This window comes from Leptospira broomii serovar Hurstbridge str. 5399 (assembly GCF_000243715.2).
In the GTDB taxonomy this organism is placed as follows: Bacteria; Spirochaetota; Leptospiria; order Leptospirales; family Leptospiraceae; genus Leptospira_B; species Leptospira_B broomii.
The window spans coordinates 1,265,748-1,290,431 of record NZ_AHMO02000008.1 but is presented as its reverse complement, the minus strand read 5'-3'; the positions used below and the strand labels follow the sequence as shown (position 1 = coordinate 1,290,431).

The window sequence follows — 24,684 nt, the reverse complement described above, 5'->3', positions numbered from 1 at the left end:
TGCGATGGTAAACGGATTATGTTAAAGGAAGTAGAAGAATCATTTCGAAGAATTTGCGGAGAAAGAATTCCGTTTTCCAATATTCACGCGGTATCGATGAGCCTTCCCCAGGTTCTCGACGTCGTAGGCTATGAAGAAAAGCGAGTCGAAACTCTTTCACGTTTAAAGGCGGGTTATCCTAGATTTATAGCCCACGCTTATGTCGAAAGGATTCTGGATTATAATCGGGAAACAAAAGGAATCGAGGGCCCTCAATTCATCCTAAATTCTCGAAAAGCCGCCGACCATATTATCAATCTTTTTAAGATAGAGAACGCTCTTATTTTCGAAGATGAAGGAATCGTTACGTTAAAGATTCCTGTCGGGAAGGAAAAAGAGGGCGAGGTGCTTTCTTTTATCCAACACACAGGATGTCTTGTTTCCTCTCGAAAAGCGGAGGACTATCTGTTCAAAAAAGGACTCATCGATTCCATCTTTCCTGAAGAAGCGCGCACGCAGGATGCCGAGAAACGAATTATCCGGGATCTCAAAAACTTATATCCGGGAAAAGGTTTGGAAGTCTTTCTCACTAATTCCGGTATGAACGGAATCTATACGACCTTCAAGGTTCTGGATGAGATTCGAGCAACGGAAGGGAAAGATCTTTGGCTTAGGCTCGGTTGGCTATATGTGGATAATATTCGAATATTGGAAAAGTATTCGCGGGGTTCTCATATCTTTCACGAAGTTGGAGATCTTACCGAGTTGGAAGAATTCCTAAAGAAAGAAGGAAATCGCGTCGCAGCGATTCTAACGGAGTCCCCAACTAATCCGCTAATCCAAGTTCCTGATTATCCTAAGCTTAAGGAATTACTCGCGCAATACGGAATCCCTTTAGTCGCTGATATTTCCGTAGCTGGATCGGCGGTCGTCGATCTAACGCCTTTTGCGGACGTGATTGTAGAAAGTTTGACTAAGTTCGCGTGCGGGCACGCGGACGTAATGATGGGGGCGATCTTTTTAAATCCTGTTTCGCCTTACTTTCGGCAATTGAAGGATCGATGTCCGAATTTTATCGAACAACCTTATGTTCGCGATATGCAACGTATGGCTTTCGAGGTGGAAGACTATCAGGAAAGAGTTACTGAGATCGGTAAGAATGCGGCAATTCTTGCGGAATTTTTCCAAAAGCATCCCAAAATCAAAGCCGTACATTGGAGCGGTTCTGAAGAAAATCACGGAAATTTCTCTAAAATTGCCCGGGACAAAAATCTGCACTGTGGCGTGATCACTATAGAACCGGGGATTCCTCTAGAGGAGTTTTATAATTCTTTGGAACTTTTAAAAGGACCGAGCTTTGGTACGGAATTTACATTAAATATGCTTTATATGTATTTGGCACATTATGAACTCGTTTCCACTGAATCCGGTCGAGGATTCTTGAAAGAAGTCGGACTAGATCCGAGTCTTGTGAGAATTTCGGTTGGGCGAGAAAACCCGGATCTTCTCATCGCTGAATACAAAAAAGCCCTAGGTGATTAAACTAGGGCCGAAATTTTTGAATCATTCCCGATTCAAAGAATCGCGAAAATAGCGGTTTAGACGGTCGAACGAATAAAAGTTTGAGTCGATTTCTCTTCCGATGGAAGTTGAAGAACCTTTCTATACAAAAAGGGAAATATCCCGAACTTTCCGATTCCTACTATGTAGATCGCGATGGCGGACGAAAGTCCGCCGATCAACCAACCTAGTTGGTGGATAAGTAAACTAGAAATAATCGCAAAACCGAGCGAACCCACGAACACCGTTGCAAAGAACGCCGCGGTTGATCCCGTCGCCGAAGGCGATACGATTATTGGAAGCTCCGAAGAAACGGAGGTTTCCCATCCTTCCCGTTCGATCTTTAGTAAGGAGACGATTAAAGTCGGGATTAGGATAATTCCCATTACATATAGAGTCATGGCAACATCCGATAAAAGCCAATGTTGAGCGGTTAACAAAGTCCAATTATTCTGGAAAGCATCCTTGGTCGGAGAGAAAAATCTCATATAACCTGATCCGTCCCACCCGTGAACGAGCAGGAAAAACATTCCGAAGTAACCGAGAGGAATTTGAAGATATGCCCAGAAGGTTTTTCCTGCTTTAAGGAGAGCCCAGACTACCCAAAAACCTAAAATTCCCTGTGAAATATTCGTTAAACCGAATAGAGCTACAAGCCAGCCAGGCATTCCTTTATCGCCTGCATGCATTGTTTCCCAACTAGTAAACTGCCAAACAAGGTATAACCCCGAAGGTGCGAATAGCAGCGATAAATAAAGAAGGTTCGCTATGAAATAAGTGTTATTCCAGAAAGAAACCGGCTTTTGCTTTTGGGAAACGGATGCCAGTGTTCCCGGGTTACTCTCTCCTTTCTGTAATTTTCTGATTTGCCTAGCGGCAGCTATAGCATAACCGGCTCCTAATCCGTACGACCAAAAAACGTCTACTTGAACCATTTCAATTGCCTCCAAAAGGAATTAAATAAGAATGACATGTCATTCAGTTTTGTCAATGAGGAAATCGAAAATTTAGAGGGTAGGATTTGAAAAAGGAGAAATTAAAGTAAAATCGACTTTACCGACTATTCTCAAAAGACTTACATGTAGCCATTGGATGGGTTAGCTTAGTTAATGAGGTAATCCTGTGAATCGAAAGAAAATATTTGAAATAAAGAAACTTCTCCTTACTTTTCTTTTGCTACTTGGTTCGTGTCGATTTTTGGGTGTGGGCTCCATTCCCTTAGATGAATTGAAATCTAAGTACGCGAATTCCGAATCGAAGTTTGTCCAAATCGACGATCTTAACATCCATTATAAGGATGTGGGAAACGGCCCTGTTATCGTTTTGTTGCATGGAGTTTGTTCGTCTCTCCACACTTGGGACGCATGGAATGAGAAACTAAAGCACAAATATCGCGTCATAAGACTTGATTTACCCGGACACGGATTGACCGGGCCCAATTCGGATATCAATAAACTGGATCTTGCGGAAGCCGTTCAAACTCTAAACAAGTTTTTGAAAGCGTTAGAGATAGATAAGTTTTATTTGGTCGGTAATTCTATGGGCGGTTATATATCCTGGAATTATGCCCTTCAATTTCCGGAAAAAGTTCAGAAATTAGTCTTAATCGATGCAGCCGGATACGCGCAACCATTACCTCCTATGATTGCGTTCGGAAGTCATCCTTTAGTAAGTCCTTTTGCAAAGCATATTCTACCTAAATTTCTGATAGAATCGAGTGTGGAGCAGGTATACGGAGATAAGAGTAAGGTCACTCGGGAAATCAAAGATAGATATTCGGACTTGTCGATGAGGGAAGGTAATCGCAAGGCATATAATTACTTCTTCGTACTTGCTCGAGAAAAATTTACGAATCCGAAGTTGTCGGTAGGAATTAATCGAATCAAACAACCTACCATGGTGATGTGGGGAACGAAAGACGAATGGCTTACTTTCGAATATTTCGGAAATTGGAAACAGGATTTACCCGGAGCAAGATTCGAAGTATATGAAGGTGCGGGGCATATTCCTATGGAAGAAATTCCGGATAGGACTGTAAAGGATTTCGAGGATTTTATCGCCTCTAAATAAGAAACCGCCAGAACTATGAAGAAGTACCGGACGAAAAGACCCTCGTTCGGTACTTAATTTTTTTTCATCCCTTCCAGCATAAGCTTAGGCATCTCTTCCATCCAACGTCTTGCGAATTTGGGATCCTTGCCGGATGAGACGCTGATCCGAATACCTTCAAACATCATCGCATTAATCGCTTGGGATGCGATTCGAGTATCCAAGTCTTTTCGGAGAAATTCTTTACGGACTCCGTTCTTCAAATAAAGTTCTGTCAGTTTTGCGCTCTTATCGATTCCGAGTCGGACCTTTCTTTGAACCGCTTCATCTAAACCCATCGCATCGAAAAAAACGATTTTTCCTAGTCGAGGATCGTTACCGAAAAGCAGAAAAAATTTCTCACCTATATTGAGAATTTGCTGTCGATATTCCTCGAGGGTGTTGGATTTTTCCGGGCTTTCGTTTCGAACCACTTCGATCATTCCGAATAAAATTCTATCCACGATTGCATGGAGAATATCGAGTTTATTTTTGAAATATCTGTAACAAGTCCCGTGGCCGATATTTAATTTTCCGGCGATGTCGGCAATTCCAGCTTCATGATACCCCTTTTCGGAAAATACCTCTAAGGCTGCTTCTAATATTTGTTCCCTCCGTGCTTCCGCACGATTTGCAATCGAACTAGGGGGCTTTGCTTTCATTGCAATCCTTACTCGTACGAAAGCGAGAGGTGTGCAAGGACTTTTCTCTTCAAGGAATTGCGAACCGAATTCTGAAACTCGTTCCTTTACCCGCAGAACTTGAAAAGTCTAATTTCCCCTTTAGTTGGCGCGTTAAAACTTGTACTAATGTTAATCCGAAAGATGGACTTTCGAACGGATCTAAGTCGCTAGGTAAGCCTAGTCCATTATCCGAAACTTCCAGAATTCCGGTTTCCTTTTCTTTTCGGATTCTTACTGTAACCATTCTTTCTCCCGACTCGGGCCGGAGCCCCGAGGGAAAGGCATATTTAAAACAATTTGTGAGGAGTTCGTTTAACACTAGCCCGAGCGGGATCGCGATGCTTACCTCCAAGTTTAAGCGTTCCATCTCCATTTTTAAGGATACTTCGGGCTCGACCTTATAGGCTGCGCGAATTTTTCCCGATAAGCGTTCCGCATATCCTGAAAATTCTATATCTCCTAAATCTTTAGATTGGTATAACTCGTCATGAATCAACGCCATTGTTTGAATTCTATGCTGGCTTTCTGCAAAAGCCTCATGAATTTTCGGGTCGTTGACGTATTCGGCCTGTAGGCTGAATAAACTTGAAATCGCTTGCAGATTATTCTTTACCCTATGGTGAATTTCCTTTAGCATTACGTCTTTCTCGCGCAATGAAGCCTTTAATTGTCGTTCGGCTTCCTTCTTTCCGGTGATTTCTTCGGCCGTTACGATTACGGACGAAAAAGTTTTTTCAAATTCCGGGGGAAGAGACCAACGCAAAGTCGCTTCGAATTTCGTTCCGTCGCAGGAAATCAAGAACGTATCGTACTCGAAAATTCTGGATCCTTGTCGAATGCAGTATAAAAGTTTAATAAATTCCTTGGACTCTTCTACGTTATAAATGCTTCTCGATGCGGAAAACGCCTCCTGCTTGGATTTGGCACGAAACATTTTTACCGATTCACGATTTGCGTCGATAACTCTTACGGATCGAGAACATTCCCTCACAAAAGATAAATTCCTGGAAAGAAATCGATAAAATTCTAATTTCCCCATGACTGGAAGAGAATCTAAAAGCGCCTTCACTTGGCTGTAATCGCATTCGAAAATTGCGATAGGTACGTTTTCGAAAAGGCCTTTATATCTCGCCTCGGTTTTCCCCAGCGAGACGTTGGATTTTCTCAATTCCTGCGTTCGATCGTTGATTAATTTCTCCAGTTCTCCGTGAGAAAGAATTAGTTGTCGTTCGGCTTCTCTTCTTTCTCGAACCACCGATAAGACTAATAAAGACGTAATAGAAAGAGCAGATAAAAAGCTTTGCAATAGAAGTAAGGACGTTTCCCGGGACGAAGCTAAGAATTGGGAAGATCCGTGAAAAGCGCCGAAAATCGCCAGGCCTGAAATTAAGGTAAGCGATAACGAGGACTCACGAATTCCGAACTGAAGCGAGGACCAAACGACCATAGCGATGAGCAAGTACGAAATGGGAAAATCAACTTCCAACGTGTGAATACGAAAGACGTTAAAAATTACGGCGGCGAATAAAAGTAATAGAAGTATAACCGGGAAAGTTTCCTTCAATGTACTTTTTTTAAGATAGGATCGTTCCGGTTTCAGCCATGCAAGGAAGAATGGAAAGTATAAGAAAACGCCTAACGAATCTCCAAGCCACCAAAAGATCCAAGTCGAAGGAATTGCCGTTGCGGGAACGATTCCCAATAGATAGAGTCCGGTGTTTGCAACTGACGCACTAACAGTGCAGACTAGGGTTTCAAACCATAGAAAGCGAATTACGAAGGACGTCTTTTGCGTAAGATCGATATTGGGTATAAATTTATGATAAAGAATTGAGCCGAGGAAAGCTTGAGTGCCGCTCCCGAATCCGATAATTATGGCTCCCCAGAACTCCGGCGCAAAAGGCGTGGACAAAATAATACCGGATTTGATTGAGATATTATAGAAAAAAGATCCAAGCATTACGCCGAATGCCGCCTTTCGTCCGAACAATATCAACGCAGCAAGTGCCCAACCGGAAGCAGGCCAAACGGGGGATGCATATCCCGAATATGCTGCCGTATAAAAACCTATGTGAGCGAGAAGGAAGTATATAAAGGCGGTAAATAAGATTCTTGCTACCGACGAAAATATCTTACTTTCTTTGTGGGATGTGAAAGGTTGAAGAGAAATCATTTCGCTTTATTTACCGGACTTCTTTCTAAAAAAAGGTATTTAACCGTCTCACTATGAATTGGCGCGAGCGTAATCATTTCCAACCTTTTGTATTTCTTGGGAAAGGCTTTTCTCCGGAAGAAAAACCTATTATAATTTTTCCGAGAGAAGTCCTTACTACTAATCGACGAAGTCAAGTACGTAAAATCCTCCGAGAAATTGATTTAAAGGTCTTAAGCGGGTTACAGGCGGTCGGTTGGCTCTCGTACGAAGCCTCATCCGTCTTTTTGCATGACGATCAATGTGTGGAAGACCGGCATTTCGACTCTCCTTTAATATGGTTTGGAATCTTCGACGAATATCAGACCTTAGAAGAGGATGATTTGGTCGAATGGATGACTTCTTTTAATAAGGAAGGTTACTTTCTAAACTTCAAATCTTCTTTGGATTTTGACGAATTTGAAAATTCCGTTCTGGAGATAAAACAATTCCTTCAAAAGGGTGACGTATATCAAATTAATTACACGTTTCCCTTGAACCTTACTCAATCGGGTTCTTTAGGGAAGCTTTTCTTCGATCTGCGGAAAGCGCAGCTCGTTCCCTACGAAGCTTGGTTTAGTGTCGGAAAATCTGATTTAAATAATATCGGGCACGATATCTTATCTTTCTCTCCCGAGCTTTTCTGGAGCCGTAAAAACCGGGAAATTCGGACGTTTCCGATGAAAGGTACGAGACCAAGAGGGGAGACAAAAGAAGAGGACCTTCGTTTAAGAAAAGAACTGGCTGATTCTCCCAAAGATAGAGCCGAAAATTTAATGATCACAGACTTGCTTCGAAACGACTTGGGAAGAATTTCCGAATTCGGTTCGGTGAACGTTCCTAGACTCTTTTCGATCAAAGAATATTTTACCGTTTTTCAGATGGTAAGCGAAGTGCAATCGATTCTACGAAAGGAAATAGGCTTATCGGAAATTTTCGAGGCTCTTTTTCCCGGCGGTTCCATTACGGGGGCTCCTAAATTAAAGGCGACTGAAATCATCTCCGCTTTGGAAGGAGAGAGGGGTATTTATACCGGCGCTATTGCGCTTCTTTCACCAAACGGTGAAACGGTTTCTATTCCGATCCGTACTTTGGAGTTTGTGGAACGAACTTCGGGAATACGAAACGGAAGGTTAGGTATAGGAGCCGGAATAACGATCGATTCCGATCCGCAAGAAGAATGGAACGAATGCTGGGCCAAAGCAAGGTTTATGACGGAATCCTTAAATTCTATCGGAGGAAATTTTTCTCTTTTTACTTCGATGATTGCAAAGAGGGGAACTATTTATTTTTTACAAGATCATAAAGAAAGGATGAGTGTATCCGCACGAGAATTGGGGTTTCCGTTTTCAGAAGAGATTTGGAACGAATCGATCGCGGAAATTAGAAAGAAAAGCGAAATGGAGAATAAAAAAAACTTTCGTATTCGTATGATCTTAGATGCGAAGGGCGGACTTTCAACGGAAATAGAGCCGGTTGGAGAAAATAAAAAAGAAGGACCGATCTTAATTTCGGGTAAAACCTTGGAGAGCGAACCGTTGAGTAAACATAAAACGACCGTTCGAGAAATTTTCCAAGAGGCGAATCATAAGGCGGTCGAGGCAGGATATCTGGACGTCATTTTTATGAGCGATAAAAGGATTCTCTTAGAAGGGGCAATACATTCCATTTTTTTAAAAATCCAAGGAAAATGGTTCACACCGTCGTTGAAATCCGGTATTCTCCCTGGCGTTTATAGAAAGAAATTATTAAGTAAACTGAAAGTCACCGAAGCGGATCTTTTGTTGGAAGATTTTGATCGCGCGGATCAAGTTATCTTAACGAATGCCGTTAGAGGAATACGGAGAGTGACGAGGATAGATCGGGAATGAGAATTTTTTTGGGTATTTCCGTTCCTGATCCGACGCGAGATGTCCTGGCCGGAATCTGTTACGGGTTGGAGGGAGCCCGTTGGGTTTCTCCGGAAAATTTTCACATTACTCTCGTTTTTTTAGGTGAGATTTCTTCCGATAAGGTCGAACAAGTGCATGAAATTTGTGCGAGTATCATCGTAAAACCTTTCTCAATAAGTCTCCAAGGGTTAGGTTGGTTTAGACAAAAATCGCCGTCGATATTATACGTGGGAGTTGATCGATCCTTAGAACTGCAAGGGTTACAAAAATCATTGGAATCGGGATGCAGGCGCTCCGGATTTTCCGTTGAAAAGAGGGAATATATACCGCACGTAACGATCGGAAGATTAAGGGACGTTGCTCAAGACAAAGCCATGATTTATTTGAACGAATTTGAAAGTATAAATATTCCTGCTTTCGAAGTGAGCGAGTTTCACGTTTATTCGAGTCGAAGCGGCAGCGAAGGACCCATCTATCGAATAGAGGATTCCTTTCCGTTGGGAGAATCCTAAGTCATGGAATTTCCTAGAGAAGATTCCTATATTCCTAAAATTCGCGATTACTCGGATTTTTTTGCCAATCCTAGAGTCACGAAAGATGAGGTAGTAGGAATCGGAGGTGATTTAACTATCGATCGCCTTTTATATGCCTACACGCACGGGATATTTCCATGGGCAGATAAACCCCTTCTTTGGTTCTCTCTAGATCCCCGAGCTATTTTCGATCTTAACGTCCTTCACTTAAGTCGCCGCGTTCATCGAAAAATTCGACAAAAAAAATATACGATCACGATCAATCGAGCCTTCGATCAAGTTATGCGTTGCTGTTCCTATCGCCCAGAGGAGCAAACTTGGATTACCGATACGTTTCTGAACGGATTTGCGAGATTTCATCGGGAAGGTTACGCGCATAGTTTGGAAGTATGGAGCGAGGATGGAAGATTAGGCGGCGGCATTTATGGGGTGGCGATCGGAAAATTCTTTGCGGGAGAATCGATGTTCTCTTTCGAACCCGATTTCGGAAAGATTGGACTCTATCATTTATTTCAGCTATTAAAAAAAGACGGTTTTACTCTATTCGATACTCAGCAAATGAATCCGGTTACGTTAAATCTTGGGGCGTACGAAATACCTAAATCCAAATTTTTGGATCGTCTAACGGACGCCGTCGAGACTCCTTCAAAATGGCGACCCTCTCGCCTGGAAAATTAATTTTTTGCTAAATTCGATTTGATTTGCCTTCTATCATAATAAAAGTAAGGCATTAAAACCAACCTAAGCATAGGTAGACTACTATGACCCTATTCAAAAAAATTCTAGCTTCCCTACTCGTTTCCGCGATTGCTCTTTTTGGCTTCAACGGACTTACTGCAGAAGATGCAGCAGCCGACGAACCTGCTCAAACTCACGATTCCAGTGCTGCGAAATCCGAGCATAAAGGTAAAAAGGGTAAGAAAAAGAAATCGAAGAAGAAACATCACAAAAAGGCCAAAAAAGGAGCTAAAAAGGGGAAAGAAGAAGGAACTAAGTCTGAGACTACTCCTCCAGCTCACTCTGAAACAGAACCTGCTGGCGAAGAACAATAATCTAACTACTTACTGCATTCCGTCCGGCAATTGTCGGACGGAATTCCTATTCCTAACTTTACACCTACCCTAATTTTGCAGCGCACCGTTTTCCTTCTTTTCTAAAATTTTCTTGACGCTTCGCCTTCGCGCAATAACGTAAACGCTCTTTTTACCCAAGTTAGCAAAGGGTAATGTATCCCTTCTTCAAAAAGGAAGAATTCCAATGTATAAGAATTTAGCAGATATGTACCTCAAGGCGGCCCAGGCCTATGGGGACAGACCAGCATTTTGGTCGAAAGATGAGACCAAAGAATATCGGGCAACGTCCTTTAAACAGCTGGTTGATTTAGGCCTTAATTTAGCGGAAGCGCTCATTGACCTAGGTGTAAAAGCACGCGAGCATGTCGGAGTCATTGCTGATAATCGTTTGGAATGGATTATCGTGGATGCGGCCGTATTGTTTACCGGCTCAGCCAACGTTCCTCGCGGGACGGATGTTACTGATGCAGAAATGGATCATATTCTAAACCATTCTGAAGCTGAAGTCGTTTTCTTAGAAACCGACAAAGTATACGAGAAATATTCCAAGAATAAATCCAAACTGAAGGGTGTTAAGACTGTAATTATCATGGATAAGGACAGTAAGACCAAAGCTAAAGGGGTCTTACATCTTTATGATTTGATTGAAAAAGGTCGAGAGCTTCGCGCACACGGCGGAAAGAAGACGGAAAAGAGGATCGAGGCTATCAAGCCTGACGATTTATTTACTTTGATTTATACTTCGGGAACAACCGGCATGCCTAAGGGCGTAATGCTAATGCATTCGAATATGATTCATCAGATGGAACACGTGGTTCCTTTGATTTTGAAAAAATCCATGATCAAAGATGATGATAGCATGCTATCGATTCTTCCCGTTTGGCATATTTTCGAAAGAGTTGTCGAGTATTCTGCAATATCTCTCGGGATTGCTACCTTCTATACGAAGGTATCGGATTTACGGAACGATCTTGCCAAGGCCAAACCTTCCTTTATGGCATCGGCACCGAGAGTGTGGGAAAGTATCTATACCGGAATTTACAATCGGATTAACGATCCAAAGCAGACTCCTCCAGTTAGAAAATTTCTATTCAATACGGCATATCTGTTTTCCAAAAACTACCATGCGGCTATTCGTTTCTTGAGCGGTAGAGAGGTCGATTACGAAGGAAGAAATATCATCCAATCCTTTATTCTCGGAATTCGGGCGGTGATTCGGTTGGTTTTAACCGGCCCATTTACGGTTTCCTTGATTGCGGGTGCATCTTATTTCTACGTAAAAACAGCGCACCCGAATTTACCGCTTATCCCTGGTCTTTTATTGACGGTGGCCATTCTTGGTCTGATCTTTAATTATAAAACCTTGGATGCGATCGTACTTTCAAAAATTCGTCAGGCGACTGGCGGACGACTTCGTGGAACTCTTTCCGGCGGCGGGGCTCTCCAACGCCACGTTGATAATTTCTTTAACGATATCGGGTTATTGGTTCTCGAAGGTTATGGAATGACTGAGACTGCTCCGGTGATTTCGGTTCGTCATTACGATTATCCAATTATCGGTTCGGTCGGATACATTGTTCCGAAAACGGAATTACAGATTCGTGACGATAGTGGAAAGGTCCTTACTCATATAAACGATAATAAGGAAGTTCTGGCCGGAAGGATCGGATTGAAAGGCATCGTTCATATTAAAGGCCCGCAAGTCATGAAAGGTTATTATAAAAACCCGGAAGCGACCAAAAAGACTATCTCAGACGGATGGATCAATACGGGAGATATAGGCTTCATCAATTTCAAGAAGACCCTGACTCTGACCGGACGAGCCAAAGATACGGTCGTTCTCCTTGGCGGAGAGAATGTCGAGCCTGTTCCGATCGAAAATAAGATGGATGAATCACCATACATCAAGCAATCGATGGTGTTCGGACAAGACCAAAAAGTATTGGGTGCGATCATCGTCCCGGACTTTGAAAATTTGAAACCTTGGTTGGAAGAGAACGGGATTTCCGCTCACGATATTAAGGATTTAATCGATCATCCTAAGGTTCTGGAATTTTATAAAAGGGAAGTTCGCGAATATAATAGCACGAAAGAAGGGTTTAAATCGTTCGAGTTAGTGCAGCATATCGTGATCGCGCCTAAGCCGTTTGAAATCGGCGATGAGCTTACAAATCTACTTAAAATGAAAAGACACGTTATAACCGAAAAATATCAGAAAAAGATAGATAAGGTTTATAAATAATCCGTAATTTGTCGGCTTTTAGATGACGAAAGGCTTCGGGAAACCGAAGCCTTTCCTTTTTTATCAATAAATTTTAAAAATTCGAGGGAAAATTTCGGGATTCTGTTCCAGGATGATAGGGTCGTGGAAGGTAAAAATTTTCGCGCCCTGCTCGGCCAATAATTCGACGTAATGCAAAAATTCCCGATTGTTGCGGACTGAAGAAGCCGACGAGATGGGAAGCCCAGTTCCTTCAATACAATGCTCTATGAAATAGCATTCATCCCCCGTGATTAGGACGCGATTTTTTGGAGCTCTCAACCATTCCACTGCGGAATGTCCGGGAGTATGACCTCCTGTGAATATGATTCGAAAATTCGGAAATAATTCGACGCTCGATTGGAGGAAGATCACCTTCCTATCATTTTCTTTCGCATGCAGAATTTTAGCCTGATTTACAAACCAGTTTGTCTTCTTTAAAAGTTCCCATTCTTGCGGGCGAACATAAATTCTTGCATTGTGAAACAGATCCAATCCTCCTGCATGATCGAAATGAAAATGAGTTAGAATAATATCCGTTACCATATTCGGACGTATTCCTGCTTTTAGTAAGATCTTATCAGGCGAAATCCAATTTTGAATACCGTACTTACTTCGGGTCTCCTCGGAGGAAATTCCGGAATCGACTAGAATGATTCGTTTATTCTGTTTTATTAAATAAAAAAAGAATGCAAGTTCCTGCTCTCCTTCCTTTTCCCCCGAGTCCGTCAAATAATTCGGGTACTTTCCTTTTCCATAAAGCACCGCATACAAACCGTCTTCTAGCCCTCCGAAAACCGAAGTAGTTGCGGTTTTACTTTTAATTTCTCGCGGAAGATTTTCTGGAGTCGGTTTCGATGCCGATTTGCAGGAAATAAAATACAGCAAGATAAAAAAAGTAAGAACAGTTTTCATGGATGAACTTCCCGAGGTGGGACCGAAAGTCTGGAAAACCCTTTTTCTACCGGTTCCCGATATTCCAGCATTTGAGTTATAAATAATCGTCTGTCGAGTTCCATCCATAGGCGAAAAGAAAGTAGAGGCTGGACATTATAATGCAACGGAAACTTTGTAGGGTACTTTTCGCCGTCGGGAAATCCGTATACGTCCTTTGCTCGATTTTGTATCGTTCTTAATAAAATTCCTTTTTCGTCTGTCGGAAGTGAAATAATATTCTCACGAAAATTTCGAGGATAGGAAAAGTATTCCTCGGCGTTGGATAAATATACGACCCGGAATGGAATACCTATTTTGCTCATAGCCTCGGATATTTCCCGAACGGTCCCGTTTGCATTTAAGTCCGCTTTACGAATTTTAATTCTTCCGTTTATCACCATGTTTCGAAGATAATCATAATCGTTCTTATCATGAAGAAACGTTTGCCATCCGAATTTTTCTTTGCTACGTTCTAGCTCAAGCCAACGAGTCGGCACATCCGCTTTTCCTCGGAAAGCGACTTTCCAGGCTTCTTCATACCATTTCCAATCGGTCGACTCGCCGAATTCTTCTTTTAAAATCCTTAAAGAAGAACCGAAGTTTTTCCTCTCCCATAGCTCTTTATAAGCGTCGGGAGTTTCGCTTTTCTTTAAGAAAAATAGATGGATTCGATTGATGTAACAAACGACAGGATCGAAGTCCACTAACCAAGCCATTTCACTTTTTGCCCAAGCGATAAAAGTAAGGTTTTGATCGGTTCCGACTCCGAGATAGGCGCCTCTGAGATCCTTAATGGAATTCTTAAAAAGATCGATTCTAAGTTCATTGGAGGCGGGATAATGACGGCCGTTTAAATTCTTTTCTTCGAAATTTTCTTCCCTTACCGAATCTAGAATTTTCGATTCTCGAAGCCCAAGCGGGTGAACTACAATTATGTCCGACTTGGAAAGAGTACTACAGGTAGTTTGAAAGGTTAAGAAAAGTACTATTGCGGAGATTGAAAATAGAGAACGAGTTTGCATAAGAAAGTGAACGTTCCTTTACGTTCACTTTTGATTTTTGTACCAATTCAGCCACTCGTTTTTAGAAAAGAACTTTTCTCCGGTAATAGCACGGAGAGCTGCCGTCACCATTTTTCTATTTCGTGGCGTCTCGTTATCTTCTAATAGAGAAATCAAAATCGGGATACTCTTCGCGTCTTTACGAGCTCCCAACTGGCTGACTGCAACTTGGTGAAGATTCCAGTTTTTATGTCGGGCGTATTTTTCGAGAATTTTTTCGGCTTCTTCTCCTCGAATCGACGCAATCGCTCCTAATGTACTTGGAGCAAGCTCCGGAAATTGCTCGGTTTTGCGATCCAATAATGTTAGCGATCGGGGTGAAGCGATCATACCTAAGCTTTCGGATGCGATTCTAGCTAGTTTGAGATCCTTCGAATCAGCCGCTTCTTCCAAGAGAGGTAATGCTTCGGAACTTCCGATGCCACCGAGAGCCCAGGCCGCACCGTATCTCGCTTCGTCTGAGGATTCTTTCAATACCTTTGACAAAATAGGAATACTTCTTCTATCACCCATGTATCCCAATGATTGAGCGATGATTTCCCGGTCTGGTACGGAAGCATCATTTAAAACTTGTTCGATCAATTCACGAGCGGGGAGATACTTAAGACGACCCAATACATGAGAAGCGGGCCCCTTTGCTTCAGGTGTACTTTTACGGAGGACTTCGGAAAGACTTTGACCGGTCATTGGAATCGGAATCCCGATTAATACGTCAGCAGCCCTATATCGAATCTCCCTGTTTGAATCGCTAATTAACGGCAATACTAACGGTACGGCTGAAGGGTCATGGATGTCGATTAACGCTTGGGTCGAATTTTCCCTTCCTTTATCGAAACTCCGTTTCAATGCGGATACTAGTAATGGTACGGCCCTTTTACTTCCGATTCTTCCTAAAGCAAGATAAACGGCGGCTAGGCTAGGACTCGGTTCAATCGTATTGGCCAGCCGAAGGAGAAAGGATTCTCCTTCTTTTATTCGCAATTTACCGATCGCCATCGCGTACGTTTTTGCTTTTTCAAGGTTACTATTCTTGGCTGCTGCGCTTAATAGAGAAGAGCTGACGTTCGTCGCTTTTATCCTTACTAGGGTCTCGACTGTTAATAAGCGAATTGTAGAATCCTCGCTTTCCATTAACGGAAGCAATTTCGAACCGATACTCGGGTCTTCCATTCTTGCTAAAGCCTCGAGTATGGTATCCTGACCGACGCCGGAATTCTCGTTTAAAAAATTTAATATATTCGGAATAGAAGGACGATCTTTATAGATGCCGAGTGCAAGCACCGCCGGCCCGTGTAAAGTTCGATCTGGATCGTTCATTAATCGTCTAATTTCGGGGATAAACTTTCGTTCATTTCGGTCAGCGAGTTCTAAAATTGCCTGGGCCTTCCGTTGCGAATTCTCCGATCGTAAATCCGTTTCGAGCTGTTGCAAGCTTGAAGGTTCCCTTTCTTGAATTTCCGGATATAGATCGGGTTTAGGCGGTCCGCTACATTTCAGCCCAAATAGAATCAGAATAAAAATATTGCAAAAAGGAACATATAAAAATCGAATCATATTAAGAAGAAGGAACTCCATCTAAGGCTTGTCGCAGTTGTTGCAATTCGTTTTTCCAAATAGAGATATCTTGATTAGCTTCCGAAATTTGTGACGGGTCTAGTTTGCCCTGCTGAATGGAATATTCTATGAGTTGTATCCTTGATTCCAATTCTTGGATTTTATAATCAAAATAAGCTTTTTGTTGCTGAGGAGTGACTTGCGGCTCCGTTACTTGAGACGGAGAAACTCCAGGCTCGGCGAATTTTCCCGCATTTCGCGAAACCGCAAATTGGGATTCTGCCGCAGTCACCAAATCCAAACGTTCTCTCGCTTTTTTTTCTTCATCCTGCGTTAAGGGGGTCCGAAATTCTGCAGGAATATAAATATTCTTCGGATATTTAAATGCAAATTCCACCCATTCCTCGCGAATTCGTTCTCGATCAGCATCCGTTTTTTTCGGACCAAACGCATGAGGCCAAAGTCGCTTTGCCTGACCTTCTAATTCCGGATCTTCTGTAAACGGATGAGGCGCATCGGGGAATTCGATTCCTGATGTCAAATTCCTCCGTCGTTCCAATACCGATTCTGTTTCTTGGCTAACTGATTTTATTTTCTCGGTCTTATCCGGCCAAAAAATAAAAATTAAAAGAAGTAAAAGGACGATCCCCGCTAAGATCCAGGAAGCGTATTTTCTATAGGGAATCATACTTTTATGATGCCACCTTGTTCAAACTAAGGAAAGATTATTTTATTGAAGGTTGTCGGATAAACCCGGGCCGTTTCGACCCGGGTTTCGACATTTGATCTGGGAGCTTAGACAAAGATACCGATGACCCAAGAAATAAACTGTCCGAAGATTGTTTCGGTCAGGAATTTTTTCAAGTCGATCGGATTTCGGTTAAGACTGTCGTAAAACCAAGCGTTGTATTCGCTGACTAAAGGAATCGAATATCCGTATTTGGAATTGATTACTTTAATTAACTCGTTAGCAAAGAGAGAGTGTCCGTATTGATTTGGATGAACTCCATCTAAACCAAAAACACCGGGTTGACCCGGGAGAGGCCAGTTTGCTCGCGCATAGCCGGGACTCCATCCGGAAGGGCTGCTGATCAAACGGCCGTTTTCTTTTAGATCATCGAAAACAACTTTCAAATCCGCTACTGCAAATCCCATAGCCACTGCTTGTGCTTTAACTTCATTATTCAACATCGTCAAAAAGCTTGTGATAGTATTTACTTCGCCTGCATCCAATACTTGAGAAGGATCGGATACGGAAGATCTGAAAAATGCTTTTAGACCGGTGTAGTTCGCTCTTCCTTGAGGATCCTTATACGATTCCAAGAATGCAATTGAAGTTACATTAGGAATTGTGAAAAGAACACCGCCTTTGATCGAGCCGATCGCGGCCATTCTACGCATTGTTTCCCGAATGTCGCGTTTATAGCGAGTTTCGTCCAGACAAGCTGTAGAAGTGCTCAATGCAGTACATAGGACATGGTTTGCAGCCGCAGTTCCGAACAAGAACGACGGTCTCACCTTTTCCATAATTTGCATCTGGGTTCCAGCGTTGCCTAATCCGAAACGATGGAACTTATCGGGAGTCTGACAGTCGGCTACTTCGACCCAACGATAGGTAAACCAATACCAAGTTGCCCAATACCATTGTCTGGCCCATTTAGTCGCATTGATATCTTCGCACTGGCCTGATGTTTTTAGTACTGTCGTATAATCGGCTCCCGTAATCCCTGCATGAGTCGGAAGGCCGACCGTGGATTCATTTCCACCGATGACACTAGCTGCGATACAGAAAATACCGCAATTGCCTTTGAGAACATCTTCAAAGTTAAGATACGGACCTTTCAAAACGTTATAGCTTACACCCGAACCGGCTTGTTTGGAAACTAAAACAGGGAATGCCCAGTCTTGCGTTTTCTTTTGGACGGTCGCACCGAAGAAGCCTTGGCTCAAGGAGTCTCCGATAACACCGGGTTTCGCGAATACTTGTGATTGACTTTGCGCGGAAATAGAAATCGAGCAAACACTGATCCCTATCGACACGATTATTTTCCAAATAGTGAGTTTTCCCATTCTATTTTTTATCCTCATACGGATTAACTTTCTATAAAATGAAAGTGATCCAATTCTCTTGTCGTCATTGTAGCAGTTAGTCGGTAAAAAGTCAATGTCACTTGAGAAACATCGAATCTATATAAAACATTTGGTATATTATAAATTTTCCGAATTTTATTTGTTTGTAATCAAAGTTTTAAATGGCGATTTGAATTTTCTTCCGAGGGAACTTAAGAGCTATCTAAACTCTGTTAGTTATCTTTTTATTTTGGTTCCGCTTTTGAAGATGAAAGAGAGTGCGGCTTAAAACACTGTTTGCTATATGATCTATAAAAGTAGCTGAGTAATCTTCATCTGTTTGATTTTTTCGGCGAATTTCAAAGTCCATTCTTCCTGAAAACATCTTGAATTCTAAGAACCATTCCTCAGATTGGACGTCTAACTTATATCAACGGGGACGAATTTGGTTTCGACTGTTGTAGTTTAAGTGTGGTGGCATGTAGGGGTGAGGGACCTCTTAAAAACCTTCAAAACAATAAACGCTAACAACGAATTAGCACTAGCAGCTTAATCCCTGCTACGGATAAAAGGCTTACTCTTCCGGTGGCTTTTTTTCCGACGTAAACGGAAGACGTGATTCATCGGTGGCCGGTTCTCGATGAATGATGTATATGAATCGGATTGGAAAAACACACCTGCTTGTGGGTTAAGGTTTTCTGAAATTTTAAATCACAAGACAAACATGTAGAGGCCCCATCGAGGCACAATAGGACCCGGGTTCGAACCCCGGCGTCTCCATAAGTAATCTACCATATCTTACCGTCGGGGTTCGAATGCGAACTCGAGTAAGCGATGATAGCTCGCAGCGGGAGAGTATTCATCGCGACCGAGCAACACGATGTTGCGAGGCTCGAGAGAGACGCCGCAGAGCCCGATCGGAAAGGACGTTCGATCGCGACGCGGCGAACCCCGGCGTCTCCATAAAGCAATCTTCCGTATTTTATCAACAGGGTTCGAATGTGAAATTCCATTAATCTTCGGGTGGGCTAGTAACTAGCTTATATACTTGAGTTTCTTCTCCAATCCAACTTTGAAGGAAAGGAACTTTCTTTACTTTCCAGCTTCTTTCTTTCATCAACTCTCTGATTTCTTTATCTCGGAATATTCCTTCGGAAAAAACAATTTCCCCTTCGTCGGTCGCTCCTTGGAGTTTAGCGGCAAAGTTTACTGTGTTTCCGAAGTAATCGATATTGCTGTTTAGATTCACGGCAAGGCAGGGCCCGCTATGCAGGCTGACTCGAATTCTGATCGGAGTTTCATCAGTCTTATCTGAAAAATACTCTTGCATCTCCGTTGAAGCTATCAGTGCGTCTACTGGGGACGTAAAAGACGCCATTACTGCGTCGCCGATCGTTTTTACAACCGCACCTTGGTGTTCCCGAACGATTTTGTACACTTCCACAAAGTGTTGCCGAACTTCTGCAAACGCACCCGTATCTCCCTTTTGATGATAGAAGCGCGTAGATCCGACGATGTCCGTAAAAAGAATCGTCTGAATCCCGATATCCAACTGTAAATCGGTAGAGAGAGCTTCCTGTGAAAAAAGTTCTCGGAAATTTTGAAAATTAAAAAGATCGGAAGGTCGCAGACTATCCTGATCTTCTTTCCTTTCCTCAATTATGAATCCTTTCCTTTCGGACGTATTATTCTTCAGTATGAACGTCGGCTCATTTCCGATTTCAAGTTCGTCCGGCAGGTCCGACGGTGCCCATTCTAATTTAGTGTTATTCTGACTCTCACTTATGTCCAATAGGGAATATTTCTTTTCGCCATTGATTCTTAAACGATACGTTCCCGGATGAAGAAGAAGATGCGACTGATAAGATTCGTTCGGCAGCAAATATTTTTGAAATCGGATATGCGATTTTGTGGCCGGTTCGGCCGCACAGAAATATCTCTTTTGTATTTCTCGTATGGACGGATGGACATGAAAAGTAATCTCCACCGAATTGATTTGATTCGCATCGAATTGGATCTCACATACGTCGCAAGAATCCCGAGCAGGCAGGTCTCCTAAATGTTGGGCCTCCGTCCTTACACCTCTGCAATGAGGACAAATAATATCCCAAGAAAGAGTAAATAAACCTAGACGACATCCATGCAAGAAAATTAATAAAAGGTCCTTAAAGGGAACATCCCAAGCCTTAGCTAGGGACTTTATGCGAATTCGATAGAGGTCGTTTTCATCGGCATCGAAAATGTAACTTAATACTTTATTAACGAGTTCTCTTGGTTGACCTTCTCTTACGAAACCGACTCGAATTTGCTGAACTCGAGCGGGGAAGATCGGATCCTTTTGCGACTGAGATTCCTTTAATAACGCTAACGCGGTCGGACCGGTCCAACCGTGATTCTGAACTTTTTTAAGATCTTCTATCACGCCTGTCAGCCCGTTTAAATAGGATTTTTCCAATTGCTTCATTCCGATCGGAAGAAGATTTTTTCCGATAAAACCTTTCGGAATCCATCCGAAGTAAACGAACAATCGACTCCGATCTCCTCCTAACGGAAATAGTAAATACCTTGTTCTTACGTAATGGGCAAAACCTCTAGAGTAGATGCGGGCATTATTCAATTGTTTGCAGTATTCCCATTCCCAGGGGACTTCCTCCCATTCCATGGAAATTCCGGCATTTTTAGAAGTGCCGAACAGCTTTCCGTTTACTTCTTGAAATTTCATTTCCGGTACGCCGATACGTTTGTTAAAAGAAGAGGTATCCACGAGCCAGGGCCAGAGTTCCGACGGCGTTGCATTTAGATCGAATTTCCAGAGCCGATCGATCGGATTAGATAATGAGGTCCATTTGCTTTCCCACGGGAAAGCTTCTAAGAATGCGGCAAGATCTATATTTTCGGGATCTAAAGTTTCCCAAGCTGCGGAAGGTATCCGAGTCTGCATGAATTTCTCCGAAGGTTCATTTGGACGAATCGTAGAAAATTTTCGCCACTAAACTTAGATTATCTTTCCTGAACTTCGGCGGAAAGAAAAGTGGAATCTATCTATGAACCGGAAATTCTACACATCTAAGTTCGGGACAAAATTTAGACTGCAGACCGGGATCGGTCAGCTCATGGAAGATCTGGGGGATGTAAAGCATGGAGTCAGTATGCTCGGGGGAGGTAGCCCCGCTTTAATTCCCGAGGTCGAAGAAGTTTGGAAAGAAATTCTCTCTAAGTTGACGTCCGGGGGCAGCTGGGAATCCATTCTCGGAAAATATGAATCTCCGTCAGGTAAGGAGGAAACTCTCGAGGTTTTTGCGGATCTCCTTCAAAAAGAATCCGGCATGACAATAACGAAGGATGAGATTGCGATCACCAACGGATCTCAAAATGCGTTCTATTTACTTTTGAATTTCTTTTCCGGTACATTTCCGGACGGTTCTAAAAGGAAGGCTCTTTTCCCTACAGTTCCCGAATATATCGGATATATCGATCAACCCATTGAAGAGGATTCAATCTATTCTCTTCCCGCTAAATATAAGGAAACCGGAATCGATACCTTTCGCTACGAATTGGATGAGGAATCGCTTTCTAAATTACAAGAATCGAATGATTTATTGGGTTGCACCGTTTTATCCAGACCTACGAATCCTACGGGTCGAGTAGCTACGGAAGAGGAAATCGGCAAACTCCTAACTTTTTCCCGAAAAAAAAGCATTCCTCTTTTACTGGATAATGCATATGGATTTCCGTTTCCGGGTATCGTTTACGGGAACGGAAAATGGTTTCATAGAGACGGAATGATTCAGGGATTTAGCCTTTCAAAAATAGGGCTGCCGGGAGTAAGAACGGGTTTCGTATTGGCTAATCCGGAAATTATTGCCTCATTGAATAAAGCAAATGCGGTTTTAAATCTAACTAGTGGAAGCTTAGGGCAATATGTCGGTTTAGAATTTCTCAAATCCGGTGCATGGCGTTCTTTGAGTAAAAATGTCGTCCTTCCATATTATGCCCGAAAGCGATCACTCGCTTTGGCTATCATCCGTCAGGAATGGGGAGGAAAATTCGATTATCGAATTCACGAGAGTGAAGGCGCGTTTTTCCTTTGGGTAAGAGTTAAAGGTTTAACCAAATCGTTAACCGAACTCTATCCGATTTTGAAACACGAAGGAGTTATAATAGTCCCAGGTCGGTATTTTTTTCCAGCAGGAGCTCCCGTCGACCCTTCGTCGGAAGAATGTGCTCGTATCAGCTTCGCTAGAGAAGATGGAGAATTGCAGGAAGGCCTCCGAAAAATCGGGAAAGTTTTCCGGAAGTTTATGAAATAATCATTTCCGCTTATTCGTTTCCTATCCGTTAGTTTTCCTGCAATAAAAGAGTTTTAATCTCCTTTTGAATTCGGGAATCTGGTCCAGGAATAGACTGAAATTTCCTATCTTGGATTGTTATTCCTTACGGGCGCATTTATGGAAACCTTGGAGCAGCAAGACATATCCTTCGAGGAATTATCCTCGAGCCAAGCAAAAGCCACCGATCTCGAGGGTCTGCAGCCGGACTATATTTTCTTAAACGACGGCGCAGTGGGCTTATCTACGACTGCTCGCTGTATCATTGACGAACTACGTGATTGGCATAAGAAAACCGAGAAGCACGGATCAAAAAGCGTTCACCCTTCATACCTTCTTACCTTGGATAAGCTGGGAGAACTTCTGAATAAATATCGGAATTTGAGCGAACAAGCCAAGTCCCCTCAATCCGTAGATCAGGCGTTACGTCAGATTCTGGATTTTGAAAAGAAAGGCCGGAATAAATCGGCGCTAATGTACCCTTTTTTGGTCCGTAACGGCAACAAAGTGCAGGCTCGAATCGCTCTTGCATCTCCGCAAAAGGAAGCAAAGACGGACGTCACACCTTACAGGCAGGCCTGCTTTCAATTTTCGGAAGAGACGATAGATTTAATTTTATCTAATCGCGCCAAAAAGCCGCGAATTCTAGAAGAGGATCGACCCGGCGCTATCATATTACATAAAAATAAAGCCGGTCAACTTTGGCTGTATCCGAAGTTGGCATCAATAGAATCCGAAATGGCAAGTTTATTGCGCCGCGGCTTTCACCCGTATCATTATATTCCTATGATAGACTTCCTAAGCGATTTTGTAAGCTACGCAAAGGCAAAGGACGCGTTGACGCAAATCCTTCCCGATTATCATATTATTATAGACGACCTCCAACTGAATGCGGATGGAACTTACTTACATCAACCGGAAGTGATTTCCCATTACAGGGCTCAAGCCGACGGTTTGGAAGTCTTTGCATTAACATATCTGAAGCAACTTTCGGAAAGGGCAGGGTATACGCTTTTTCGGTCCCGCATTCAAGATTTTGAATCGACCCATGGAATGGCGGAGCCGGGTAGAAAACAGAATAGCGATAAGGTGGACGCTTTAATTCAATTAGTCGAAGATTTTCCCTTCGATCGGGAAAAGGACGATTTAGGTAAACGAGTCCGCGAAACCTGTAATCTTTCGATTCAAATTTTAAGAAAACTGATCGAAGAAAAATCCAGATTGAGCGAACGGAAAATCGACGGAGCTTTTAAGAGCTTAGTTCATCGGATTCAAATTCAGATTAAAGAACACACGCAAGGGAATCTAGCGTTATACAAATTCAGTCCTGAAAAACGATTGGAAGCCGTCGGAATTATCGGTTCGGAGCAAATCGCAAACTATTCAGAGACATTAAAGAAAGAACTAACGGGCAGTTTCGGTTGGAAGGAAATAAAGAAAGATGACGGATCTACAGAGGTGTATGCGGTAGACCCGGGATATATGGCTGCAGTGATTCACAAGCTTACTGCCGATGCTAAAGCAAATCTTTCCTATCAAAGAGAATTGAGTATCGCGAAGGAAATCAACGCAGCATTATCTAATCCGAAGCATCCCGATTTGAATTCTAAACTGAAAGGCGATCATGTCGTAAAGCTTCAGCAAGATTCCTTCTTAATGGAAAGAGAAGTCGAAGAGCGAGAAAGAACCGAAGCGCTCGCCAAGAAATTCAATTTATCTATGGGCTTACTTGGCTTTGTCGGAACGATGCTGTTTTTTTTGATCGCCTCGGTTCATTTTAATACGGTCGGAATTATTTTCGTCGGAATTCCTGTTTCTCTCATAATCGGTATAATGCTTGCACTCTTTTTTCGAGAACGAGAGAAGTTGGATTTAAACACGGGGAATACTAAGTCTTTTGGTTCCGGATTCAAAGGAGAATATTCCAATCCATCTTCAAACGAAGAATATTACGCGGAAGACTCGGATGATTCTAATGAGCATTTTGGAAAAGGTGAAACTCCTAAGGAAAAAAAAGTAAGCCTGATCGCAAAAGGTGCGGAGAGGTTCGTTTTCCCGAACCGGTTCACTAAGATTCAGGATAAAATCCATGATGCCAAATCTCTTCGTAAGAAAATCTGGGATAACCTGGATAATATCCGTCAAAGCGTAACGCATCTAAAGTCGGAACCGGACGATGATAAGGTCGCGTCAACAGTCGAATATGCCTTACTCCAAAATGCAGCTACGATAGCGATTCCTGACGAGATAGTCCCTCCCGGTATGCCGAGTTCGATCATTCTTAGTCATTCCGATTTAAAAGCGCCGTTAATCCGTGATCAACTCTCGGAATTTCTTCGGAACGAGGCTCAAAAAAAGAAATATGATAAGAAGTTAGTAAAATACTACACTTTCCTGATCAATACGATAGAAGTAGAATATTTCAAATACTTGCCGAACCGGAAGAAGAGATAGAAACATTTTCTTGACGGAGTCG

19 protein-coding genes and 1 other RNA gene are annotated in these 24,684 nt (G+C 42.6%); 10 read left to right on the top strand and 10 right to left on the bottom strand.

Features of this window, described 5'->3' with window-relative positions:
• Positions 1-18: 18 nt before the first annotated feature.
• Entirely contained in the window at positions 19-1,521 is a 1,503-nt protein-coding gene (locus LEP1GSC050_RS11630; RefSeq protein ID WP_010571383.1) for a PLP-dependent transferase, read from the top strand.
• A 56-nt stretch (positions 1,522-1,577) separates the two neighbouring features.
• Here the strand turns inward: LEP1GSC050_RS11630 and LEP1GSC050_RS11625 are convergent, their stop codons facing one another.
• Positions 1,578-2,474, bottom strand: coding sequence for a hypothetical protein (locus LEP1GSC050_RS11625; RefSeq protein ID WP_010571382.1), 897 nt, complete (start codon positions 2,472-2,474; stop codon positions 1,578-1,580).
• Between the two features lie 187 nt (positions 2,475-2,661).
• Between LEP1GSC050_RS11625 and LEP1GSC050_RS11620 the strand changes: the two genes are divergently transcribed.
• Complete coding sequence (locus LEP1GSC050_RS11620; RefSeq protein ID WP_010571381.1) at positions 2,662-3,609, top strand: alpha/beta fold hydrolase; 948 nt, start codon at positions 2,662-2,664, stop codon at positions 3,607-3,609.
• Positions 3,610-3,662: 53 nt separating this feature from the next.
• Here the strand turns inward: LEP1GSC050_RS11620 and LEP1GSC050_RS11615 are convergent, their stop codons facing one another.
• On the bottom strand, positions 3,663-4,289 hold the full coding sequence (locus tag LEP1GSC050_RS11615) for a TetR/AcrR family transcriptional regulator (protein WP_010571380.1): 627 nt from the start codon (positions 4,287-4,289) through the stop codon (positions 3,663-3,665).
• Positions 4,290-4,338: 49 nt separating this feature from the next.
• Positions 4,339-6,483, bottom strand: coding sequence for an MASE1 domain-containing protein (locus LEP1GSC050_RS11610; RefSeq protein ID WP_010571379.1), 2,145 nt, complete (start codon positions 6,481-6,483; stop codon positions 4,339-4,341).
• Positions 6,484-6,536: 53 nt separating this feature from the next.
• On the opposite strand from LEP1GSC050_RS11610, the gene LEP1GSC050_RS11605 reads away from it, so the two are divergent.
• From LEP1GSC050_RS11605 to LEP1GSC050_RS11585, 5 genes are all read left to right on the top strand, one after another.
• Positions 6,537-8,372, top strand: coding sequence for a bifunctional chorismate-binding protein/class IV aminotransferase (locus tag LEP1GSC050_RS11605; protein WP_010571378.1), 1,836 nt, complete (start codon positions 6,537-6,539; stop codon positions 8,370-8,372).
• Entirely contained in the window at positions 8,369-8,905 is a 537-nt protein-coding gene (gene thpR / locus LEP1GSC050_RS11600) for an RNA 2',3'-cyclic phosphodiesterase (protein WP_010571377.1), read from the top strand. Before LEP1GSC050_RS11605 ends, thpR begins: the two co-directional genes overlap by 4 nt.
• A gap of 39 nt (positions 8,906-8,944) precedes the next feature.
• Entirely contained in the window at positions 8,945-9,604 is a 660-nt protein-coding gene (gene aat, locus LEP1GSC050_RS11595) for a leucyl/phenylalanyl-tRNA--protein transferase (protein WP_040911639.1), read from the top strand.
• An 83-nt stretch (positions 9,605-9,687) separates the two neighbouring features.
• Positions 9,688-9,978: a hypothetical protein gene (locus LEP1GSC050_RS11590; protein ID WP_010571375.1), complete on the top strand. Its 291-nt coding sequence runs from the start codon at positions 9,688-9,690 to the stop codon at positions 9,976-9,978.
• A gap of 205 nt (positions 9,979-10,183) precedes the next feature.
• Positions 10,184-12,241 carry an AMP-dependent synthetase/ligase gene (locus LEP1GSC050_RS11585; RefSeq protein WP_010571374.1) on the top strand — a complete coding sequence of 686 codons (2,058 nt, stop codon included), beginning with the start codon at positions 10,184-10,186 and terminating at the stop codon, positions 12,239-12,241.
• A gap of 63 nt (positions 12,242-12,304) precedes the next feature.
• Here the strand turns inward: LEP1GSC050_RS11585 and LEP1GSC050_RS11580 are convergent, their stop codons facing one another.
• The 5 genes from LEP1GSC050_RS11580 to LEP1GSC050_RS11560 all read right to left on the bottom strand — a co-directional run bounded on the left by LEP1GSC050_RS11580 (position 12,305) and on the right by LEP1GSC050_RS11560 (position 17,880).
• Positions 12,305-13,174, bottom strand: coding sequence for an N-acyl homoserine lactonase family protein (locus tag LEP1GSC050_RS11580; protein ID WP_010571373.1), 870 nt, complete (start codon positions 13,172-13,174; stop codon positions 12,305-12,307).
• Positions 13,171-14,217 carry an LIC_10091 family lipoprotein gene (locus tag LEP1GSC050_RS11575; protein WP_010571372.1) on the bottom strand — a complete coding sequence of 349 codons (1,047 nt, stop codon included), beginning with the start codon at positions 14,215-14,217 and terminating at the stop codon, positions 13,171-13,173. Before LEP1GSC050_RS11575 ends, LEP1GSC050_RS11580 begins: the two co-directional genes overlap by 4 nt.
• 24 nt (positions 14,218-14,241) lie before the next feature.
• The gene (locus LEP1GSC050_RS11570) at positions 14,242-15,810 is read right to left on the bottom strand and encodes a HEAT repeat domain-containing protein (RefSeq protein WP_020987599.1); all 1,569 of its coding nucleotides are present in this window, start codon (positions 15,808-15,810) and stop codon (positions 14,242-14,244) included.
• Between the two features lies 1 nt (position 15,811).
• Positions 15,812-16,498: a hypothetical protein gene (locus tag LEP1GSC050_RS11565; RefSeq protein WP_020987575.1), complete on the bottom strand. Its 687-nt coding sequence runs from the start codon at positions 16,496-16,498 to the stop codon at positions 15,812-15,814.
• 107 nt (positions 16,499-16,605) lie between these two features.
• On the bottom strand, positions 16,606-17,880 hold the full coding sequence (locus LEP1GSC050_RS11560) for a hypothetical protein (RefSeq protein ID WP_010571370.1): 1,275 nt from the start codon (positions 17,878-17,880) through the stop codon (positions 16,606-16,608).
• Between the two features lie 435 nt (positions 17,881-18,315).
• Between LEP1GSC050_RS11560 and ssrA the strand changes: the two genes are divergently transcribed.
• Positions 18,316-18,663: a transfer-messenger RNA gene (gene ssrA, locus LEP1GSC050_RS20660) on the top strand.
• A 5-nt stretch (positions 18,664-18,668) separates the two neighbouring features.
• On the opposite strand, the gene LEP1GSC050_RS11550 is transcribed toward ssrA, so the two are convergent.
• Entirely contained in the window at positions 18,669-18,893 is a 225-nt protein-coding gene (locus LEP1GSC050_RS11550) for a hypothetical protein (RefSeq protein ID WP_010571368.1), read from the bottom strand.
• Positions 18,893-20,821 (bottom strand): adenylate/guanylate cyclase domain-containing protein, encoded by a 1,929-nt coding sequence (locus tag LEP1GSC050_RS11545; RefSeq protein ID WP_010571367.1) that lies wholly within the window; start codon positions 20,819-20,821, stop codon positions 18,893-18,895. The genes LEP1GSC050_RS11550 and LEP1GSC050_RS11545 overlap by 1 nt, the downstream gene beginning before the upstream one ends.
• A 103-nt stretch (positions 20,822-20,924) precedes the next feature.
• On the opposite strand from LEP1GSC050_RS11545, the gene LEP1GSC050_RS11540 reads away from it, so the two are divergent.
• Together LEP1GSC050_RS11540 and LEP1GSC050_RS11535 are read left to right on the top strand one after the other, a co-directional pair.
• Positions 20,925-22,190, top strand: coding sequence for an aminotransferase class I/II-fold pyridoxal phosphate-dependent enzyme (locus tag LEP1GSC050_RS11540; protein ID WP_010571366.1), 1,266 nt, complete (start codon positions 20,925-20,927; stop codon positions 22,188-22,190).
• Positions 22,191-22,328: 138 nt separating this feature from the next.
• Complete coding sequence (locus LEP1GSC050_RS11535; RefSeq protein ID WP_020987439.1) at positions 22,329-24,662, top strand: hypothetical protein; 2,334 nt, start codon at positions 22,329-22,331, stop codon at positions 24,660-24,662.
• Positions 24,663-24,684 lie beyond the last annotated feature (22 nt).